At 64.2% G+C, this 17,755-nt stretch carries 14 protein-coding genes; 4 read left to right on the forward strand and 10 right to left on the reverse strand.

Annotation, left to right across the window (positions count from 1 at the left end):
* Positions 1 to 31: 31 nt before the first annotated feature.
* Genes ACWTSU_RS03440 through ACWTSU_RS03455 form a run of 4 tightly spaced genes read right to left on the reverse strand, consistent with a single transcriptional unit; the run spans position 32 to position 6,246 of the window.
* A complete protein-coding gene (locus ACWTSU_RS03440; protein WP_455138481.1) occupies positions 32 to 394 on the reverse strand; it encodes a TIR domain-containing protein in 363 nt (120 codons plus the stop codon).
* 35 nt (positions 395 to 429) lie between these two features.
* Positions 430 to 2,373 (reverse strand): site-specific DNA-methyltransferase, encoded by a 1,944-nt coding sequence (locus ACWTSU_RS03445; RefSeq protein ID WP_455138482.1) that lies wholly within the window; start codon positions 2,371 to 2,373, stop codon positions 430 to 432.
* On the reverse strand, positions 2,373 to 2,996 hold the full coding sequence (locus ACWTSU_RS03450) for a DUF4391 domain-containing protein (protein ID WP_455138483.1): 624 nt from the start codon (positions 2,994 to 2,996) through the stop codon (positions 2,373 to 2,375). The genes ACWTSU_RS03445 and ACWTSU_RS03450 overlap by 1 nt, the downstream gene beginning before the upstream one ends.
* On the reverse strand, positions 2,989 to 6,246 hold the full coding sequence (locus ACWTSU_RS03455; protein WP_455138484.1) for a helicase-related protein: 3,258 nt from the start codon (positions 6,244 to 6,246) through the stop codon (positions 2,989 to 2,991). The genes ACWTSU_RS03450 and ACWTSU_RS03455 overlap by 8 nt, the downstream gene beginning before the upstream one ends.
* Positions 6,247 to 7,317: 1,071 nt before the next feature.
* Between ACWTSU_RS03455 and ACWTSU_RS03460 the strand changes: the two genes are divergently transcribed.
* Together ACWTSU_RS03460 and ACWTSU_RS03465 are read left to right on the forward strand one after the other, a co-directional pair.
* Positions 7,318 to 7,584 carry a hypothetical protein gene (locus tag ACWTSU_RS03460; RefSeq protein WP_455138485.1) on the forward strand — a complete coding sequence of 89 codons (267 nt, stop codon included), beginning with the start codon at positions 7,318 to 7,320 and terminating at the stop codon, positions 7,582 to 7,584.
* On the forward strand, positions 7,584 to 7,862 hold the full coding sequence (locus ACWTSU_RS03465; protein WP_455138486.1) for a DUF4160 domain-containing protein: 279 nt from the start codon (positions 7,584 to 7,586) through the stop codon (positions 7,860 to 7,862). The genes ACWTSU_RS03460 and ACWTSU_RS03465 overlap by 1 nt, the downstream gene beginning before the upstream one ends.
* Before the next feature lie 8 nt (positions 7,863 to 7,870).
* Here ACWTSU_RS03465 and ACWTSU_RS03470 read toward each other — a convergent pair whose 3' ends face one another.
* From ACWTSU_RS03470 to ACWTSU_RS03490, 5 genes are all read right to left on the reverse strand, one after another.
* On the reverse strand, positions 7,871 to 8,080 hold the full coding sequence (locus tag ACWTSU_RS03470; RefSeq protein WP_455138487.1) for a hypothetical protein: 210 nt from the start codon (positions 8,078 to 8,080) through the stop codon (positions 7,871 to 7,873).
* A 173-nt stretch (positions 8,081 to 8,253) separates the two neighbouring features.
* Positions 8,254 to 9,705 carry an alpha/beta fold hydrolase gene (locus ACWTSU_RS03475; RefSeq protein WP_455138488.1) on the reverse strand — a complete coding sequence of 484 codons (1,452 nt, stop codon included), beginning with the start codon at positions 9,703 to 9,705 and terminating at the stop codon, positions 8,254 to 8,256.
* Positions 9,706 to 9,715: 10 nt separating this feature from the next.
* Complete coding sequence (locus ACWTSU_RS03480) at positions 9,716 to 10,729, reverse strand: aspartate-semialdehyde dehydrogenase (RefSeq protein WP_455138489.1); 1,014 nt, start codon at positions 10,727 to 10,729, stop codon at positions 9,716 to 9,718.
* 61 nt (positions 10,730 to 10,790) lie between these two features.
* Positions 10,791 to 12,122 (reverse strand): aspartate kinase, encoded by a 1,332-nt coding sequence (locus tag ACWTSU_RS03485; protein WP_455138490.1) that lies wholly within the window; start codon positions 12,120 to 12,122, stop codon positions 10,791 to 10,793.
* A gap of 59 nt (positions 12,123 to 12,181) precedes the next feature.
* The gene (locus ACWTSU_RS03490) at positions 12,182 to 13,312 is read right to left on the reverse strand and encodes a homoserine dehydrogenase (protein WP_455138491.1); all 1,131 of its coding nucleotides are present in this window, start codon (positions 13,310 to 13,312) and stop codon (positions 12,182 to 12,184) included.
* A 105-nt stretch (positions 13,313 to 13,417) separates the two neighbouring features.
* Between ACWTSU_RS03490 and thrC the strand changes: the two genes are divergently transcribed.
* A complete protein-coding gene (gene thrC / locus ACWTSU_RS03495) occupies positions 13,418 to 14,902 on the forward strand; it encodes a threonine synthase (protein ID WP_455138492.1) in 1,485 nt (494 codons plus the stop codon).
* On the forward strand, positions 14,899 to 15,807 hold the full coding sequence (thrB, locus tag ACWTSU_RS03500) for a homoserine kinase (RefSeq protein ID WP_455138493.1): 909 nt from the start codon (positions 14,899 to 14,901) through the stop codon (positions 15,805 to 15,807). The genes thrC and thrB overlap by 4 nt, the downstream gene beginning before the upstream one ends.
* A 264-nt stretch (positions 15,808 to 16,071) precedes the next feature.
* On the opposite strand, the gene ACWTSU_RS03505 is transcribed toward thrB, so the two are convergent.
* Positions 16,072 to 17,160: a hypothetical protein gene (locus ACWTSU_RS03505; RefSeq protein WP_455138494.1), complete on the reverse strand. Its 1,089-nt coding sequence runs from the start codon at positions 17,158 to 17,160 to the stop codon at positions 16,072 to 16,074.
* Positions 17,161 to 17,755: the final 595 nt, after the last annotated feature.

Consider the following 17,755-nt stretch of genomic DNA (forward strand, 5'->3'; position numbering starts at 1 on the left):
CCGCCGAGGCGTTCGTCGAGGCCCTCGGGGCCTACGTCCGCTGGTACCGGGAGGGCCGGCTCAAGGCCTTCAGGGAGGGCGGCGCGACCGTGTACGACACGATCAGGGGGCGCAGGAAACGGCTGGGGCTGGCCGCGTAGGCCCGTCCAAGGAAATGTCCGAGGCCCCTTTTCTCACCCACAAGCAGCAAAAACAGCTTTGAGTTGTCAAAACGCTCACGCAGCTGACGTTTTATCGACTCGGTCAAACTCGTATCGCGCGCCGTATTAATTGAGTGGACGTCGTAAAAATCGAAATTAATTTCCTTATTGTTCCTCCAAGCTTTCAATATATTGAAGTACCTCATATCAGTATCGCCATCAAAAGCAACATAAGTCTTGTTCTTATAGGCCATCGTGTCTACTTCCCTTCTCTGACATTAACTTGTTTCTAAAGTACCCTGCAAATTGATGCCGGGCTGTAGGTCTTGAAGAGCTCACCGAAGTTGGAGACGGCATCGTCGCCCGCGAACGAGGCGTCGCGCATCACGGCGTAGTCGGGCTGTATCTTTGCCATGGCAACTACGACTTCCGTTGGAACCCTCTGGTCGAAGCAGGCGACCAAGCGGCCCTCGTCCACGACGAACACCGTCGCTCCGTCGATGTCTCGCTTCTCGATTGCGGCTGAGAGTGGAATCTGGAACTGCGGCATCACCTGGAAGAGGATGTCCTCCGCCGTGCGGCCGGATTTGAGGTTGTCGGCGAGGCCCACGAGCGCCTGCTGCGTAATCTGCCCGGGCTCCGCCGAGACGTCCTCAAAGTTGGACGAGTCGATCTTGAATACGCGGAAGCCAATGTCGGGCACACGCTTGGGCTCTTCACCGAGCTTAAGTTGCTTGTTCTGCTCTTCGATCTCCTCAACAATCTTCTTGCCCGCGCGCCGGATGCGCTCCTTGCCAATCTCGCAGATGTTATTGTAGCCCGCCTTGAAGGCTTCCGACTTCTCGTCACAGACCTCAGGCAACTGCACCATGATGAACTTGCGGTTGCCGCCGTCCTCGGAATTGAGTTTCATGACGGCATGGGCGGTGGTGGCAGAACCGGAGAAGAAGTCGAGAACGAGAGCATCCTTATCAGTTGCCACCCTCATATTAACAAGCTGTTTTACCAGAGACATAGGTTTTGGATAATCGAACAGCTCCTTCATCCCAAGTCTCTCTAGTTCGGAAACGGCGGATTCATTGGTCCCTACCCCAGTTTTCATATTCAACTCTAAATTGTTATTTGGTGCCTTGTATGACGACTCATCAGCAGCACGCTGAAAACGAATTGAAAACTGAGAGCTTTTAACGATAAACGTCGTCCCATGAGAAATCTCTTCATCGAGAGTTTGCTGCGTCCACTTGAAAGATCCAGTCAGGTTAATTGCATTCCGGTTCAGATGGCTGTCAACGGAAATCGGAGTGGTAAAACTTACCTTGCCGTCATTAGAAGCAGGAATCGTTCCCTTCTTCATCCAAGGAAACTCAATCACGCCAGGAGGAAACAGAAGTGTCTTGAGCGGATTACCGCTATTTAGCAACGGAGCATCTCCATTATCAAGTTGCGAACCGTAGTATTTGTCTGAACTTGGCACGCGCTCATACGCAAGAACATATTCAATCGTTTTCCGATTCTTATACGAGAGAGACGGTGGAGTGGATGTTTTCGTCCAAGCAAAGGTCGCGACACGCCCCCGCATTGAAAAAACCTCATCACAAACTGCTTGAAGGTTACATAATTCCCGCTCATCTATGCTAATGAGTAGAGTTCCATCTTCACTCAATAGATCCCTCGCGAGCAGCAGGCGTGGATACATCATCGAGCACCAGTCAGAGTGGAAGCGACCATTGGATTCAGGATTGGCAACGAGGCGACCACCCTCATCGTCGTAGTCGCCGCTCTCGGCGTCGTAGTCAGCCTTCGTCTGAGCGAAATCGTCATCATAGATGAAGTCGTGCCCCGTGTTGTACGGAGGGTCGATGTAGATCATCTTGATCTTGCCAGCATAGGTGTTGCGCAGGAGCTTCAAGGCATCGAGGTTGTCACCCTCGATGTAGAGGTTCTGGGTGGAGTCCCAGTCCACACTCTCCTCAGGGCACGGACGCAGGCATTTGTCGATAGGACGGTACGCCTCCTGCTTGGCATCGCGCTTGCCCGGCCAGGTGAACTGGTAGCGTTCGCGCTGATCCTCGGCCACGTCGCCCACGCGCGCTTTCAATGCCTCAACGTCGATGGTGTGGCGCAGGCTCCCATCCGGCTCACGTACCTCGGTCACCACCTCGGGGAAGAGCTCCGCCAGCTTCTCGACGTTCTCGTCCAGAATGTTCGGGGTAGCATGGTCTACGCGCTCCATCAGCACGCCTCCAGTTCTGCTATTCGATTTTCAGTTGCCTTTATCTCATCCCAAAGGGCATTGCGCTTTGCGATCTGCCGTTCCTTGCCATGCCGCTTCCGCAGCTTTTCCAGTTGGCTGCGTAACGAGGCTAGCTCGTTCGCACACGCAAGGCGCCCTGCGAAGTCTCTGGGGTCGGCATCGCCGAATACCACCTGCGAGCACAGGCTGTCCCAGAGCTCGTCCAGATTCGACCCGGCAAGCTCCAGACGCGCATCGGAACCAGGCATCCATGCCGTCTCACGCAGACGGTCACGCAGCACGTGGAGCTTGCATTCATCGCCCGCCGTGCAGGCGAAGAGCACCTTGTTGGGCACCGACCGTGCGATGAGCTCGATGGCGGCACAAGGCACCTCGGCCGCCTTGAGCTCGAGGTGCAGCACGTCGATCTCGACGATCTTCTCCCCCGCCGGGATGCGGACGGTCGTCTCCTTGAGTGCGGCAACGAGCTCGATGCGCTCAATCTTTTGAACGAACTCGTCCTTAATCGCCGCTGTCGTCTTGAGGTGCTCATAGAACGCCTTCTTGGGCATCGCGCGCCCGACGAGCACGGTGCTCGGGAGGCCCAGGGTTATTTCAGCCACGGGCCCTCACCACCAAGAAGCACACGAGCTCAAAGTCGTCGAGGCCCGCCACGTCGTTCTCGAGGAAGCTCGTGGTGCCGCCGGTGAAGAAGCTATCAACGTCCGCCTCGGCCTTCTCGTCCACGATGGACTCGATGGCAGCGCGCAGCAGCTGCGAGGCGGCGCGCATGTCGCGGCCGTTCTTGGTGGCCTTGTTGTAGGCGCGGCAGAGCTCGGCGTCCGGCTCGGACTTGCCGCGGCAGAGGCGCCGCATGGCGTCGAGCGTGTCCTTGGGGTCAAGGTAGCCGTGGGCGATCTCAACGTCATCGCGCACGTAGACCAGATAGAACGGATGGATCTGGTTGCGCGTCTTTGCGTCGAGCGCTTGGTTGACGTTGCGCAGCACGAAGATGATGCCCGGATCGTCGCCCTTCACCACCGCGTCGATGCCCGTGGGTACGCGGTCTATGTTCGGGTTCTCCTGGTGATAGGCCACCAGGTCCATGCGGAAGTCGTTGAGACCAAGATCGGTGATTGAGACCCCGCCCGAGACGTCCTCGAGATCAACAACCTCGTGCTGCATCTGCTCGAGCTGCTGCTTGCGGTACTCGAGGTCGCCCTTCTCGCCCTCGTTGATGTAGTCGTCGTCGCCGGTGGAGGTCATGACCGTCATGCGCATGCGGTCCTCGACACGCCCCTTTAGGTGGATGTAGTTGTCCAGGTCCTCGCAAGGCCAGAAGTTGACGAGTTGGATGATCTCGTTCTTGGAGCCGATGCGATCCACGCGGCCGAAGCGCTGGACGATGCGCACTGGGTTCCAGTGAATGTCGTAGTTCACAAGATAGTCGCAGTCCTGCAGGTTCTGGCCCTCGGAGATGCAGTCTGTGGCGATGAGGATATCGATATCCTTGCCTGCCAGCCGCGGGTACACCTTGTCACGTTCCTTGGACACCGGCGAGAAGCAGGTGAGGATCTCCGAAAGGTCGCCACGGATGCCCTCGAGCGTGGTCTTGCCGCCGCCCGCGCCTGTGACCTCGGCCACGCCGAGCCCCAGCCGCTCCTGCGCAAACGCCGAGATGTGCTCATAGAGGTAGTCCGCCGTGTCTGCGAAGGCCGTGAACACGATGACCTTCTTGTTGCCGGGGTTGATGGGGTGCGCGATCTTCTCGGTGATGAGGCTCTCGAGCTTGAGCAACTTGGCGTCGTGCTCCGCATCGATACCGTCGATCATGTGGAGCAGACCCTCGATGGTCTGGGCATCGTCGCGGATGTCGCGCTCCCAGGTCTTCCAGTCGAGGTCACGCAGGTCGTACTGCACTTTCCCGCCCACCGAGAAGTCGAGCGCTTCGCTGTCGTCGGCATCGAGGTCAAAACCCTGCGCGAGGTTGGACACATCGACGGACGCCTCTCCGCTCGCCCCCATCTCTTTGAACACCGCGATGGTGTTGAGCGTCGTGTTCATGAGCGAGAACACGCGCTCGAGCGTGAGACGGAACGACGAGACGGAACTCTCGAGCCGCTTGAGCAGGTTGGCTGCCATGAGACGGCGGACGCCCGTCTCGCGCCCGCCCGTAGTGAGGTTTCCGTTCTTGTCCTCGTACTTGAACACTGCCGAGGGGAGCAGGTACTGCGACGGCATGTAGACGGCCAGGTTCAGCAGGCTAAGCGAACCGGCAATCTCGCTGTAGGTTGCCCCGTTCTCCTGCGTGGTGAGGTCGGGGTAGATCGAGATAGGGTCGTTGCGCCGGGGGAACGGCCCGATGGCGCTCATGTCGTAGTAGCGCTGGATGTGCTTGCGCGAGCGCGCGACCGTCACCTCGTCGAGCACGCGGAAGAAGTCGAAGTCGAGGGAGTCCATGAGCGACTCGGTGGTGCGATTTTCCGCCGGCTGCTGCGACCAGGCTTTGAAGACACGCTGGGCGTTGCTGAACACCTGCTCGATGTTGTTGGAGAGGCCAAGCATCTCCGACCATGCCTCCGGGTCACCCTGGTAGGCGAGCGCAAGTTGGTTCCGCAGGTCGCGGAAGCGATTGTTCACCGGCGTCGCCGAGAGCATGAGCACCTTCGTGGGCACGCCCTCCCGAATCACATGGTTGAGCAGACGCTGGTAGCGGTTCTCGGTACCACCCTCGCCATCCTTCGCCGCCGTCGCTGTGTCCTCGCCGTTGCGGAAGTTGTGCGACTCGTCAATGACCACGAGGTCGTAGCTGCCCCAGTTGATGGTCTCGAGGTCGAGCCCCGTCACGGTCTTCCCGCGCTTGCGCGAGAGGTCGGTGTGATAGAGCACGTCGTAGCGCAAGCGGTCCTCGGCGATGGGATTGTTCCGCTGGTTGTTGCGGTAGGTCATCCAGTTGTCCGAGAGCTTCTTGGGACACAGCACGAGCACGTTGCGGTTGAGCGACTCGAAGTACTTGATCACCGCAAGCGCCGTGAACGTCTTGCCCAGGCCCACGCTATCCGCCAGGATGCAGCCGTTGTAGGTCTGCAGCTTGTTGATGATGGCGAGCACCGCGTCCTTCTGAAAATCGTAGAGCAGGCTCCAGATCTTGCTGTCGCGAAAGCCCGTTCCCTCCTTGGGCAGGTTGTCCGTGGAGACGTCGTCCAGGAACTCGTGGAAGATGCGATAGAGTGCCAGGTAATAGACGAGCTCGGGAGCGTTCTCGCGGTACATCTGCTCGATGTTCTCGATGACCGTTGCGGTGACGTCCTCGAGCTGGTCGCTCTCCCAAGCTTGGTCGAACATCTGGAGAAACGAGCGGGAGGACGCGGTGTCGATGCGCTGAATGCCCGTCGTCGTAGGATGGCCGCCAACTCCGAGCTGACCTACAGAGAAGGAACTCACGGGCAGGTAGGTGACAGCGTCATCGTGTCCCGAGACAGTGAGCGCCGAAGTGACGGGCGCGTTGCCCTCTCTAGCTGACTTGAAGTGGGCGCGTTTCTTAATCCACCTAGCACACTCCGAGGCGACAGCCTTCTGGGTGAGCTCGTTTCTCAGCTTGATCTCGAACTCGGTGCCGTAGAGACCTTGCTCGCGAGAGAGGCGCGGGATATAGAACTCGCGCTGCTCCTTCTTGGTGCGCTCCTTGGCAAAGGTCGGTTCGGTGTAGATGAAGCGAAACTCGTCGAGCGACTCGAGCTGATCTCTTAGCTCATCGAAGGCATACATCGAGAAGACCGAGGCGGCGACGGACATCCGGTCGCCTGCTTGGACGGCTTCAACGAGGTCGTCTTTGAGGATGTGGGTGCGGTTGTCGATGAAGGCGGTGTTCACTGCACCACCACCGCATCGCATGGAGCATCAGGGTCTAATCGACGCTCGTTTAGTGAGGCGCCCCTACCTGGAGCACCCCCCCCCGCACGGTTTTATTCACACATATGCCTATATTCACGGCTGCTCGTTTCGCTCGCCTGACAAAATGACATGCCCCTGTTTTCGTCCTAATGATAGCGTCATGCATGGGTTCGCGCGCGATGACGCCGAGCACCAGTTCGTAGGCGGCCATAGTTGTATCAACGTACCGATTTGTCCGATTCGAGCATCTTTGCCTTCCCATATGCAGCGGTTGTTTCCATTCATTATAAGAGACGACGTTTCCAAATCAGCTGAATACGCTCTCGCTAGGAGGGTCACCATGGATGGCGAGTCGCGTAGCTCAGCGTTCAATCGCAGACGGTGCACCCGTCGTCCGTACCTTGCCTGATCTGATGTCAGAGTCTTCTGCTTATATATAATATTATGCATTATATCTATAAGGTTCTACACACTTCTTGTGAGATGACTCTGATGCCGACCGTAAAGCCCGTCTCGGACCTTCAGCGCGATCGCGGACGAGTGCCACGAGACCAAGAGCCCGATCCACCTGACCAAGAACGGAAGCGCATCCCTCGTTGTCATGGACGCCGAGGCGTTTGACGAGCAGTTCTCCTCCGCAGCGGGTCTGCGCGAGCACGAGATGCGTGTGAAGCACTCGATTGCTCACGGATACGATGACCTAGTGAACGGACGCGCCCGCCCATGGTCCCAGGCAAAGGCAGACGTCGAGAGAATCCGCGAGGCTCGTGATGCCGACTAGCGACGAGCTCCACAGATACGAAATCGCGCTGACGGACGAGACCGTCTACTCCTACGCCGACGTGCATCCCGCAAGCGTCTACGAGCACATGGGGTCAGCTCATCGACTTTCTCGCCGAGCCGCGCCTGCGCATCTCCGCGTCGACGGGCTTCGACGGCGTGTGGTAGACGTCACGCAGAGGTGTGCAGAGACACACTGCGTCTGCGGAATTGTGAGAGAGCTCCCCTGCCGGCTGGCTGGGTATAATTGCGCAGAGACGGGAGGTCACCATGGTCTGGCCCTATGTGAAGCTTGCGGACGAGACGCAGTTTGCCTATTCCGATCCCCATGAGGACGGGACGGTGGACGTGTACGTCGAGCGGCCGCGTGACATGGGCTTCGACTCTGCACAGTGCCTGCTCCCCTCGTATCGCTGGAGCAAGGTCGACGGATTCAGCGAGGCCGAGCTTGACGAACTTGACCGATTCATCAGGAACAACGCACCGCTCATTCTTGAGTTTGCCGAGAGGCCGCGTGACGAGAAGCTGAGCGCCTGATGCCCAAGATCCTCGAGATTGGACGCTACGTCGTCTTCTTTTGGATGGGCGAGCCCAACGAGCCCGTGCATGTCCATGTGGCACCAAACAGACCGACCGAAAACGCCACCAAATTCTGGCTTACCGCCGCGGGCGGCTGCATCCTGGCCAACAACCATAGTCATATTCCCGAGAAGGACCTCAGAGACCTCGCGAAAGTCATTCGCCTCAACCATGGCTACATATGCGAGCGGTGGATTGAGGTATTCGGCGAAGAGTCATTGCGGTTCTACCTGTAGCAACCGGCTCAGTCCCTGACCTCGATTTCACCAACGATGTCCCTGAGATAACCGGGCAACGTGTCGTAGCGCTGACCGTAGAGGTCGAGTAGGCGCTCCACTCGGGCGCGGCCCACGGGCGCGCGGCGACTCTCGTCGAGAAGCGCCCGCGCCTCGCCGGCGAGCTGCTCCTCGGCGAGGCTCCCCCACGCCGCCCATCCGGGCATGCCGTTGTCCATCGTGCGCCTCCGTCCTTCTCGCCGCGCGCTTCTCGCCTGCCTTATCGGCGCTGCAACAACCCGCAAAAAATGATTTCATATTCATATAATCGCACGTCTAAGGTTTGTGAATGTCAGATTTTGTGGGTTAATCAATCGAGGAGGACGGGCACCGCACGCGCCCGCAGCCACCCCTATAGCACGCCCGCCAGGTCGCCGCGGTCGCGGAGCTCGCCGAGCAGGTGCCTGAACACGCGGTCGCCGTGCAGGCCGTCGTGCTCGAACTCGTTAGTGACCCACGCGTGGCTCGCGCCCACGCGCGCCAGCGTGTCGAGCTGCAGCCCCGAGTCCACGTACAAGTCGTCGAAGTAGACGGCCGCCTGGAGCGGGGTCTCATTTGCCGCAAGCTGCGCCTCGTCGTAGAGCCGGCCGAAGCTCGTATCGCGCATCAGCGCGTCCATCGCGCCCGCGAACGGCGCCAGCTCCGGCATCTCCTCGAACATCCACGGGAAGCACGCCTCGCCGGTCAGCATGAGCGGGCGCGCGTCCGTGGCGAACTCCGGGCGCGAGAGCCACGCGCGCTCCGCCGCCCACGCGATCGGGCGCGCCAGCTCGCCGTCGGCGTAGATGAGCTCCTGCAGCACCCAGTAGAGCGGGTTCTCGACCACGTTGGTCGTCCCCCATGCCCCGGCGAGAAACGCCGGCGAGACCTCGACGCGCGCCGCGTCACCGCCCGCCGCGGCCAGCGCTGCGTCCGCCGAGCCGTCGCCCGCAGAGAAGGCCAGGTCGAGCAGGTTGTGCAGCCGCTCGTGCCCCGGCTTCATGCCCAGACCCTGTCCCAGCGCCTGCAGGCGGCGCACCGTCATCGGCGAGCCGTCCGGCAGCAGGACCTTCTCGCCCGCGGCCAGCCGGTCGGCGAGAAGCGCCACGCGGCGCTCGTCCTCCGGGTAGCGCTCGTAGAGCAGGTTCGTCTTGGCGACCATCCGACCGAACGTGCGGCCGTAGACCTCGTCGGCGCTCGCCGGCACGTGCGGGATGCCGCCGCAGGTCATGCTCGCCGCGACCGCGCCCGGGAACGTCGAGAGGTACGTGAGCGTGAGAAAGCCGCCGTAGCTCTGGCCGAGCGTGACCCAGCGCGCGCCGCCCAGTTCGGAGAGGCGCAGGTACTCGAAGTCGCGCACGATCGAGTCGGCGAGGAAGCGCTTGAGGAAGCGCGCCTGGGCCGCCGCGTCGCCCTCGCGCGCGATCGCGGCGCCGTCCACGCGGCTCGACCGCCCGGTGCCGCGCTGGTCGGGCAGGACGACGCGGAAGTGGCGCACGGCCTCGGCGACCCAGCCGTCGCTCGTGGGCGAGGTGAGCCTGGGACCGGCCCCTCCCGGGCCTCCCTGGAGGAACACCAGGTACGGAAGGTCGCGACCCACGTTCTCGGGCGCGCAGACCACACGGTAGAAGAGGCTGAGCGAACGGCCGGCGAGTACGGGGTCGGCGGACTCGGCCGCAGACTCGGCGAGGATCTCCGACGCGGGCGCGTCCTTCTCGGCCCCCGCCAGGCTCGCGGGCGTGGTGCCGCGCCAGTCCAGCGGAACCTCGATCGAGCGGTCCTCGACGTGCAAGCCGGGCAGGTAGTAGCTGGCGAGAAGGGCCATGCGCGTCTCCTTACAGCAGGTGCTCCGCGATCTGCACGGCGTTGGTGGCCGCGCCCTTGCGAATCTGGTCGCCGCAGCACCAGAACGTGAGCGCGCTCACGCCCTCGGGCGCCGAGAGGTCGCGGCGCACGCGGCCGACCCAGACGAGGTCCTGGTCGGAGGTCTCGAGCGGCATCGGATAGCGCTTCTCCGCCGGGTCGTCCACCAGCTTGACCCCGGGCGCCGCCGCCAGCAGCTCGCGCGCCCGCTCGACGGAGAGCGGCCGCTCGAACTCGGCCGTGATCGACTCGGAGTGCGAGCGCACCACCGGCACGCGCACGCAGGTGCAGCTCACGCGCAGCTCGGGCAGGTGCATGATCTTGCGGCCCTCGTTGAGCATCTTCATCTCCTCGGAGGTGTAGCCCTCCTCGTTGAAGCCGCCGATCTGCGGGATGAGGTTCTCGGCCAGCTGGTACTGGAACGGAGCGGTCTCCCCCACCGGCTCGCCGGCCGCCACGGCGCGCATCTCGCGCTCGAGCTCGCGCAGGCCCGCGATGCCGGCGCCGGAGGCCGCCTGGTAGGTGGACACCACGAGCCGCGTCACGCCCGCCTCCTGGTGCAGCGGCCACACCGGCACCAGGCCGATGATCGTAGCGCAGTTGGGGTTGGCGATAATGCCGCGCGGGTGGTCGGCGATGTCGGCGGCGTTGATCTCGGGCACCACGAGCGGGACCTCGGGGTCCATGCGGAAGGCGTGGGAGTTGTCCACGCACACCGCTCCGCGCGCCGCGGCCTCGGGCAGCAGGCGCTTGGCCGTGGCGTCGTCGGCCGCGCCGAGCACGATGTCGACGCCCTCGAACGCCTCGGGCGCCGCCACCTCGCACGGCACGTCCTCGCCGCGGAAGCGCACGGGCTTGCCCGCGGAGCGCTCGCTCGCCAGCGGCACGAGTCGCCCCACCGGGAAGTTGCGCTCCTCCAGGCACTGGAGCATCTGCTGGCCCACCACGCCGGTGGCGCCCAGGACGGCGACGGTCTTCTCGCTCATTGGCTGGTCCTTTCCTGTGGTCGGATGTGGAAAAGGGACTGTCCCTTTTCCACGCGGCGGGTCACTCGGCGGTGACCATCTCGTCGCGGACGAAGCGGTCGTAGATCACGCGCACCGCGCGCTCGAAGTCCTCGTTGTTGACCCCCATGATGATCGAGATCTCCTGGGAGCTCTGCGTGATCATGCGGATGTTGATGCCCGCGTCGCCCAGGGCCCCGAAGACCTTGCCCGAGGTGCCGCTCCGCTTGGACATGTTGCGGCCCACCACCGAGAGCAGCGCCAGCTTGTCCACCATCGTGATGTCGTCGGGCTCCAGCTCGCGGCGGATGTCGGAGATGATCGAGTAGATGGAGTCGCGCACGTCGGCGCCGTTGACCACCACGGAGAACGAGTCCACGCCCGTGGGGATGTGCTCCACCGACACCCCGTAGCGCTCGAAGATCGAGAGCGCCCGGCGCACGACGCCCACCTCACCGGACATGTGCGCCTTCTTGACGTGCACCGAGATGAAGTCGCGCTTGCCCGCGATGCCGGTGATGAGGTGCTCGTCCTCGCCCGGCTTGGCCTTCTCGCGGATGATCGTGCCCTCGTCCTCGGGACGGTTGGTGTTCTTGATCTGGATGGGGATGTTGACCTCGCGCACCGGGAAGATGGCCTCCTCCTGCAGCACCGAGGCGCCCATGTACGAGAGCTCGCGCATCTCGTCGAAGGTGATGCGGCGGATGGAGCGCGGGTGCTCCACGATGCGCGGGTCGGCCGAGAGGAACCCGGACACGTCGGTCCAGTTCTCGTAGAGGCCGGCGTCCACGCAGCGCGCCAGGATGGCGCCCGTGATGTCGCCGCCGCCGCGCTGGAAGAGCTTGATCTGGCCGTCCACGGTGGCGCCGTAGAAGCCGGGCAGCACGAAGGAGCCCTCGCGCACCATCACGTCCTTGAGGCGCGCGGCGGTGCGCTCCATGTCCACGTTGCCGTCGTGGTGGAAGACCACCACGTCGGCCGCGTCCACGAAGGGCATCTGCAGGTACTCGGCCATGAGATGGGCGGTGAACCACTCGCCGCGGCTCACGATGTACTCGGGCGAGTGCTTCTTGATGTTGTCGGCGAAGATCTTGAAGCGGTCGCGCACCGGCCACTTGAGCCCCAGCTCCTCGGCGATGTCCACGAAGCGCTGCTCGATGTCGGCGAGAAGGGCCGTGCAGTCCACGTGGTACTGGATGTGGGCGTTCACGAGCAGCAGGAGGTCGGTGATCTTGTTGTCGGAGGAGTCGCGCTTGCCCACCGCCGACACCACCACGAAGCGGCGGTCGGGATCCGACTCGACGATGGACTTGACCTTGCGGAACTGCGCGGCCGAGGCGACCGACGAGCCGCCGAACTTGGCGATCTTGATCATGCGGGAGAGTGTCCTTCCTGGCTGGGCGGCGGGGCGGGGCGGGGCGGGCGAGACGCGCCCTAGTCCTCGCGCGGCAGCGCCGCCATGAACGTCGTGGGATCGGAGGCGAGCGCCTCGTCGAGAAGCGCACGGGCGCCCTCGGCCGTGAGGTCGCGCACGAGCAGCGCGCCCGGGCCGTAGGGCTCGCCGTCGAGAGCCGCCGTCGTGCGCAGCACGTAGTCGGAGCGCAGGAGCGACGGGTCGTAGGCGAGCGCGCGCGAGAAGTCGTAGACGGGCCGCCGCGCCCCGGTGACGCAGTCGAGCACGTCCTGCACGATGGCGTTGCCGGTGGGCAGGCTCCCGGCGCCCTGGCCGTAGAAGCGCAGCTCGCCCACCGTGGTGCCGTCGAGCGTGAGCAGGTTGAAGTTGGACGGCACCGCGGCCTCGAGGCTGCTTGCGGCCACCGCCACCGGCTCCACGGCCGCCGCGTAGCGCCCGTTGCCCGCCACGCCGCGGCCCAGGAGCTTCACCGTGCGCCCGTGCGCCGAGAAGAGCTCGAGGTCTGCGAGGGTGAGGTTGCGGATGCCCGACGTGGGCAGGTCCTTCTCGCACGCCACGTCGAAGGCCACCGAGGCCGAGATTATCGTCTTGTTGCGGACGTCCACGCCGTCGATGTCGGCCGAGGGGTCGCGCTCGGCGTAGCCCAGGCGCTGGGCCTCGGCGAGCACCTCGGCGAAGTCGGCACGCTCCTTGCGCATGGCGTCCACGATGTAGTTGGTCGTGCCGTTCATGATGCCCGAGAAGGACGTGACGTCGTCGACGCGCCGGACCTTCTCGATGCCCGCGATCCAGGGCACGCCGCCGCCGACCGCCGCCTCGAGGTAGAGGCCCACGCCCGCGGCGTGCGCGAGTGCGGCGAACTCGGCGAGATGGGCGGCCACCACGGCCTTGTTGGAGGTGACCACGTGGCGGCCGCTGCGCAGCGCGGAGGCGATGTAGGTGTGCGCGGGCTCGATGCCGCCCATGCACTCCACCACGAGCTCCACGGCGTCGTCGGCGAGGATCTCGTCGAAGCTCGCGGTCATGCGCGGGTCGCTCAGGCGGTCCGGCAGTTCGAGGATGCGCGTCACCTCGACGTCCGGCACGCGCTCCCGGATGATGCGGTCCACGCCGCGGCCGACCGTTCCGTAGCCGAGAAGGGCGATCTTCATGGGCGTCCAATCTTTCGAGTCTGTGTCAGGCGACACGTGCGTCCGGTACTGCGGCTATGATACTTGCATCCACGGCACCGCTCGCCCGGACACAAGGAGCACACTTTGGACTCGTTCTATCACAGCACGCGCTCGCACGCGAAATCCGTAACAAGCAAGCAAGCAATACTCGCCGGCATCGCCGAAGACGGCGGGCTCTACGTCTCCGACGAGCTCGGCGAGACGGGCGTCGCTTTGGAGGAGGTCTGCGCCCAGGGCTTCCACGCCACGGCGCGCGCCGTGCTGGGGACGCTGCTCACGGACTACACGGCCGACGAGCTCGCCGCCTGCGTGGACGCCGCCTACGGCGCGCAGTGGGACTCCGAGGCCGTCTGCCCGGTGACGCCGCTCGGCGACGACTGGCTGCTCGAGCTCTACCACGGCCCCACCTGCGCCTTCAAGGACGTGGCGCTGCAGATGCTGCCCCAGCTCATGGGCGTGGCGCGCGGCGCCGACGGCGAGCGCATCATGATCGTGACCGCCACCTCCGGCGACACGGGCAAGGCCGCGCTCGACGGCTTCTCGGGCGTGGGGGGCATGGGCGTCACGGTGTTCTACCCGGCCGGCAAGGTCTCGGACATCCAGCGCCTGCAGATGGTCACCCAGCTCGGCGGCAACGTGGCCGTGTGCGCGGTGCGCGGCACCTTCGACGACTGCCAGGGCCAGGTCAAGCGCCTCTTCGCCGACCGCGCGCTCGCCGAGCGCCTGGCGGCGCGCGGCGTGGCCCTCTCGAGCGCCAACTCCATCAACGTGGGCCGGCTCGCCCCGCAGGTCAGCTACTACTTCGACTCCTACGCGCAGCTCGTGCGCCGCGGGGCCATCGCGGTCGGCGACGAGGTCACGTTCTGCGTGCCCACCGGCAACTTCGGCGACGTGCTCGCCGGCTACTACGCGCGCCGCCTCGGCCTGCCGGTGCGCCGCCTCGTGGTGGCGAGCAACGCCAACGACGTGCTGGCCGACTTCCTGGCCACCGGCACCTACGACCGGCGCCGCCCGTTCCACAAGACCATCTCGCCCTCGATGGACATTCTCGTCTCGTCCAACCTGGAGCGCCTGCTCTACTACGCCTCCGACGGGGACTGCGAGCTCGTGGCCTCCCTCATGGGCGAGCTCGCCGAGAAGGGCGTCTACACGGTGCCCGACCGCGTCATGGACCGGATCCGCGAGGTCTTCTCGTTCGGGCGCGCCGACGACGACGCCACGCGCGCGACCATCCGCTCCACCTGGGAGGAGCTCGGCGTGCTCATCGACCCGCACACGGCCGTGGCCAAGCACGTGCTCGACGGCCTCGAGCGCGACGGCTCGGCGCGCGTGTGCCTCTCCACGGCGAGCCCGTACAAGTTCTCCGCCGACGTGCTCGGCGCGCTCGGCACGGTGACCGACGGCATGAACGGCTTCGCGTGCATGGACGCGCTCGAGCACCTCACGGGCGTGGCCGCGCCGCCGCAGCTCTCGGGCCTGCGCGCCGGCGAGGTGCTCCACGACGACGAGTGCGACCCCGACCGCGTGGGCGCCTTCGTCGAGTCGGCCTGCGCGCGGGTGTTCCTGTGATCGGCGCGGACGGGCGGGAGCGACCGGTCGCCATCGTGCGCGTGCCCGCCACGAGCGCCAACGTGGGCGTGGGCTTTGACTGCCTGGGCATCGCGCTCGACCTCACGGCGACGTTTCTGATGACGCCCGCCGAGCGCCTTGAGGTGGACGGCTGCGAGGAGCGCTTCCGCGGCGAGGACAATCTCGTCTGGCAGAGCTACCTCGAGGCGTGCCGCGCCCTCGGCCTCGAGGCGGCGCCACTGCGCATCACGATCCTCTCCCCCATCCCGCTCTCCGGCGGGCTGGGCTCGAGCTCCGCGTGCGTGATCGCGGGCGTGGCGGGCGCGATGGCGCTCGCCGGAGGGGGCTTCGACCGCGAGCGCGCGCTCGAGCTGGCGTGCGCGATCGAGGGGCACCCCGACAACGTGGCGCCGGCGCTTTTGGGCGGGCTCGTGAGCTCGTTCGTCGACGGCGACGTCACCACCTCCACGCGCATGGACGTGGCGGGCAACCTGCGCTTCGTCGCGATCGCGCCGCCCTACGAGGTCCGCACCGCCGACGCGCGCCGCGTGCTGCCCGACACGGTCAGCCGCGAGACCGCCGTGTGGCAGATGGGCCGCTGCGTGGCCGTGGTGCGCGCGCTCGAGACCGGCGACGCGGCGCTCATGGCGGCCGCGTGCCACGACCGGCTGCACGAGCCGTACCGCTCCAAGCTCATCCCCGACTACGACGCGCTGCGCGAGGCGGCGCTCGGGGCGGGCGCGTGCGCGTTCATGATCTCCGGGTCCGGATCCACGATGGTCGCCGTGGCCGACGGCGACGAGGCCGCCGCCCAGGTGGCCGCCGCCCTGACGCGGACCTGTCCCGGCTACTGGCTGCAGACCCTTCCCGCCAACACCCTCGGCACCACCGTCGAGCTCCAATAGGGCGAGAAGCCCAACGACCCCGCCGCTCTTCTTGCCCCGCGTTCTTCTCGCTCCCGCTCAAACACGCCCGTTGTGAGCAACGGCTTTGATGCCTAAGCCCCATGCACATCAAAGTTGTTGCTCACAAGTCCTCTGTGAGAGACAATTCCCACCCCCAGGTCCCCTGAGCGCGCGCACGCCATCAATCTTGTTGCCCACAACATCACGCAAGACAACGAATTCAAGCCGCTCGGTGACACCAGATCCCGCCGTTCTCACAACCCGTCAGAACACGGCGCCTTCATCCGCAGTAGGGCCGTTCAAATCAGCAATCAAACGGTTCCTCAGGCGAATTCTTCTTGTCGCGATCTCTGCGCTCGGGCGCCTCCAACGCCTCCCAAGAACGCGCGTCAGTGACTTGGCGACCTCGTCCATGAGCCCCTGCGCCTTCAGGATGTCGCGGTTCATCTCGATCACGTCCCTTCCGTCTGCCACCAAGACGTTACCCTTGCGCAGGTCGTAGCGCCTCCTGCTTCGCAGCTTGTGCTGGGTGCCCTGGTACTCGAGGACATGCTGGCCACCATTCCAGCTCAGGTCGCATACAAAGCTGTCAATCCCAAAGAGGTCGGCGCACGCCGTGCTCAGCCTCACCGCCCCGTTGAGGGCCGGGGCAGGAATCCCGTACCCGCCCAATCGACTGGGCATCGAGAGGACGATGGTCACCACCGCCTCCTCCGGCGATGCCGCTCCGTCACGCACGCAAGCAAGCGCCCGTCGCGCGGCGACCATTCCCCACGGCATCCCCTCACCGCGACTCTTCCGGAGTCGCTCGACGCGATCGAGAAACGTGGCGATACGGGCAACGGACGTGAGCGCCGGGCAGTTGACAAATGAGGAAGGCCCGCCGCGCGCGTAGTATCCACAGATCTCGAAGCCATAGACGACAAGGTCCATCAGGTCGACCGTCCGTGCCATCTGCAGAAAGGTGAGCTCCGGCGATGCCACGAGCACGTCATTGGCAAGACGGAAGAAGGCGCCCGGCGGATAGCGCCCGCTCACGAGGTGCGTCCGTGCACCCGCAACGTGGCGCCGGCCCCTCCGGCGAGAAACGCACAGGTGCGCGCCCGCGGCAAGGGCGGCGTCACGCTCGCGCAGGGCCTCATAGGCTCCGGGGTCGACCCGAGCGGGAGCCCGCATGATGCGCGTCCGCTCGGGCATCGGACTGAGGTCAAGGCCGCTCCCCTTGTAGAAGAGGATGCGCACGAGCAGCGGCGGACGCGTGTCATCCGCCGGGTTGCTCTCGGCGATGCGCCATCCCACTTGCCTCCACGCCATCTGGGCGCTCTCGAACCCGAGACAGATTCCCTCTCCCATGCCGTCTCCCTCCATCCGATGAGGGCGAAGCATAGCGAGAACCCTGCAACGGCACGAAGGGGAGCTAGCTGTCAGCTAGCCGAAAGGTACGCGTAACCTTTCTTCACACAGAGCTATGGACAATATTTTGATTCGATATATAGTTATATTTCATATGCTGCTTACGCAGCAGGCGAGACGCGTCACACAATCAACATGTCCTCGTACGTCACGCCAGAATCCAAGCGGTTGTGCGAGAAATAGCATCGCACGTCAGACAAGCGCACCGATTTGCAGCAGTCGAGGTAGTTGTGGGCAACATCTTTGATATGGATCCACAATCAGCGACCGCGATTCCCCGGCCAATCCGTGAAATGCCAGCGCTTGTTCGGTTGTGAGCAAAACACGTTATGTTTTCGCGCTCTTTCCATCAAACATGTTGCTCACAACCAGGGTTACCGGCGCGTGCAGAGCGCACTGGCCACAAGCGGGGGGCATCGACGCAGAACCCGAGGCACGCGGCGAGAAGGACACGGGGCCGAAAAAGGCGCGAACCACAAAAGCGGGGGGGGGGAGTGGGGGGGGGCAACATACACGTGTTCACCCCCGTCTGATG

Source organism: Thermophilibacter sp., assembly GCF_966187215.1.